The 2,555-nt window shown below is 67.6% G+C and carries 3 protein-coding genes; 2 read left to right on the top strand and 1 reads right to left on the bottom strand.

The genetic code is table 11. The annotated features are described in order from the left end of the window. Positions 1–70: 70 nt before the first annotated feature. Positions 71–892 carry a helix-turn-helix transcriptional regulator gene (locus ASE89_RS00480; protein WP_056675056.1) on the top strand — a complete coding sequence of 274 codons (822 nt, stop codon included), beginning with the start codon at positions 71–73 and terminating at the stop codon, positions 890–892. Positions 893–1,084: 192 nt separating this feature from the next. Here the strand turns inward: ASE89_RS00480 and ASE89_RS00475 are convergent, their stop codons facing one another. Next, the gene (locus tag ASE89_RS00475) at positions 1,085–1,597 is read right to left on the bottom strand and encodes a TlpA family protein disulfide reductase (RefSeq protein ID WP_330219032.1); all 513 of its coding nucleotides are present in this window, start codon (positions 1,595–1,597) and stop codon (positions 1,085–1,087) included. 139 nt (positions 1,598–1,736) lie between these two features. Between ASE89_RS00475 and argH the strand changes: the two genes are divergently transcribed. Then, positions 1,737–2,555 (top strand): argininosuccinate lyase (gene argH / locus ASE89_RS21045; protein ID WP_236701638.1); only part of this gene is annotated, 819 nt, incomplete at its 3' end.

Here is a 2,555-nt window from a genome sequence, read left to right as displayed (position 1 = left end):
CCTGATCGGCGCATTCGTTATCCGGGAACAGCAGTGACCTCTTCCTAGTATAATTGCTAACAGGCTGATGATGACGACGACCCCCGATAACCCCCTCGGCGTGTATCTCCGCGATCGCCGCACCCGGCTCGACCCCGGCGCGCTCGGCTTTCCGATCCAGCGGCGGCGCACGCCGGGACTGCGCCGCGAGGAGGTCGCGCAACGTGCCAACATCAGTCCGACCTGGTACACCTGGCTCGAACAGGGACGTGGCGGCGCGCCATCCCCCGATGTTCTGAACCGCATTGCGGGCGGCCTGATGCTGACCGAGGCCGAGCGCGAGCATCTGTTCATGCTCGCGCTCGGTCGTCCGCCGGAGGTGCGCTACCGCGCCGCGGACAGCGTGACGCCGCGGCTCCAGCGCCTGCTCGACGGGATGCCCGCCAGCCCCGCGATCATCAAGACCGCGACCTGGGACGTCGTGGCGTGGAACCGCGCAGCCGCGCTCGTGCTCACCGATTACGGCGCGCTGCCACCCAGGGAGCGCAACATCCTGCGGCTGGTGTTCGGCGATGACCGGGTGCGGCGCGCGCAGGAGGATTGGGAAAGCACCGCCCGCTTCGTGGTCGGCGCATTCCGGGCCGACGCGGTCCGCGCGGGTGCCGTGTCCGAGGTTGGCCAGCTGGTCACCGAGCTGTGCGCGACCAGTCCCGAATTCGCGGCGTTATGGGCGGACAACGACGTGCGCTTCCACGGCGAGGGCACCAAGCGGCTGCACCACCCCGTTCTGGGCGCAATGGAGCTGGAATATTCGGGCTTTGCGGTCGAGGGTCGTCCGGACCTGGGCATGATCGTCTACAACCCGGTCGATCCCGATATGGCCGATCGCATCCGCGCGATGCTCGCGGGCTAGTCAGCAAGCAGGCAGCAGGAGTTTTCGTGTCTGGCGTCGGATGTTCCTTAAGATCCCGATGGGGAGATGAGGCGCACGGACGAGATGCAGAACAAGCGACACGCGTGATGCAGAAGGGTACGCTTAGCCTGAATGCCGCCGACGCGCCGTTCCGGCTTTCGCGGCGGAGCGGCGCGTCGTCGTGCGGGGCGGTCAGCGGGCTTCGGCGATCAGCTTTGCCGCGGCGGGGGTGTTCCATTCATAGCCGCCCAGCATCCGCCAGACCTCGCGCCCGTTCGAATCGTAGAGGATCGTGGTCGGCAGGTTCGCCTGATAGGCGATGCTGAGCGAGGCCTTGGCGTCGAGATAGGGTTTCAGCGTCGTGAACGCCTTTTGCGCGAAGAACGGCGTGACCTTCTCGGCACCCTGAAGATCCTGGCTGACCGCGACGACCTGAACCTTGTCCTTCATTGCGCCCGCGACCGCATCGAGCGTTGGCATCTCGGCGACGCAGGGCGCGCACCAGGTCGCCCACAGGTTGAGCAGCAGCGGCTTGCCCTTGAAGCTGGCAAGCGTGACGGACTTTCCATCGGGGGCGGTGAAGCTGGTCGTCGGCCCCGTCTCACCCTTGTGGCTGCGGTCGATCTTGTCGACCGGGGCGGCGGGGGTGCCGGTCGCTTCGTCGGGCGAGGCCGCGACTTCGTCCGATGCGGCGCCATTGCCCATCGCGGCGCCTGCCGCGTTTGCTTGCTCCGGAGCCGGCGATTTCCTATCGCAGCCCGCAATCAGCATTGCGCTACCCAGGAGACAGACGATCGACGCCCTTGAGAGCAGAGAAGGGGAGGACATGGACGGCTCCAATGCGATGTGGGGTGGACGCTTCGCCGAGGGTCCGGCCGCGGTCATGCGGGAGATAAACGCCTCGATCCCCTTCGACAAGCGACTGTGGAAGCAGGACATCGCCGGCTCCAAGGCGCATGTCGCGATGCTCGGCGCACGCGGTATCGTGTCGGCCGAGGACGCCGCGACGATCGCCGCGGGTCTCGACCGGGTCGCCGAGCACTATGCCGCCCATGGCGTTGCCGAGGACCTCGTCCTCGAAGATATCCATATGCAGACCGAGGCGCGGCTGGCCGAGGCGATCGGTCCGGTTGCGGGGCGTCTGCATACCGCGCGGTCGCGCAACGACCAGGTCGCGACCGACTTCCGGCTCTGGGTGCGCGATGCGATCGATCAGGTGCTCGCGGCACTCGGCGGGGTCCAGGCGGCGCTGCTCGTGCGGGCCGAGGAGCATGCGGCGAGCGTGATGCCGGGGTTCACGCATCTGCAATCCGCGCAGCCGGTGACGCTCGGCCATCACCTGATGGCGTATCACGCGATGATCGCGCGCGACGTCAGCCGCTTTGCGGATGCGCGCGTGCGGATGAACCGCTCGCCACTCGGCTCGGCGGCGCTGGCGGGAACGGGCTTCCCGATCGACCGCGAGATGACCGCGCATGCGCTCGGCTTCGACGGGCCGATGACCAACTCGCTCGACGGGGTCAGCGACCGCGATTTCGCGCTCGATTATCTCGTCGCGGCCACCCAGTGCGCGTTGCATCTGTCGCGGCTGGCGGAGGAATTCGTGCTCTGGGCGTCGCAGCCCTTCGGCTTCGTCGCGCTCAGCGACCAATGGTCGACGGGC

It is taken from the genome of Sphingomonas sp. Leaf30 (assembly GCF_001422525.1).
In the GTDB taxonomy this organism is placed as follows: domain Bacteria; phylum Pseudomonadota; class Alphaproteobacteria; order Sphingomonadales; family Sphingomonadaceae; genus Sphingomonas; species Sphingomonas aerolata.
This window is presented reverse-complemented; position numbering and strand designations above follow the sequence as displayed.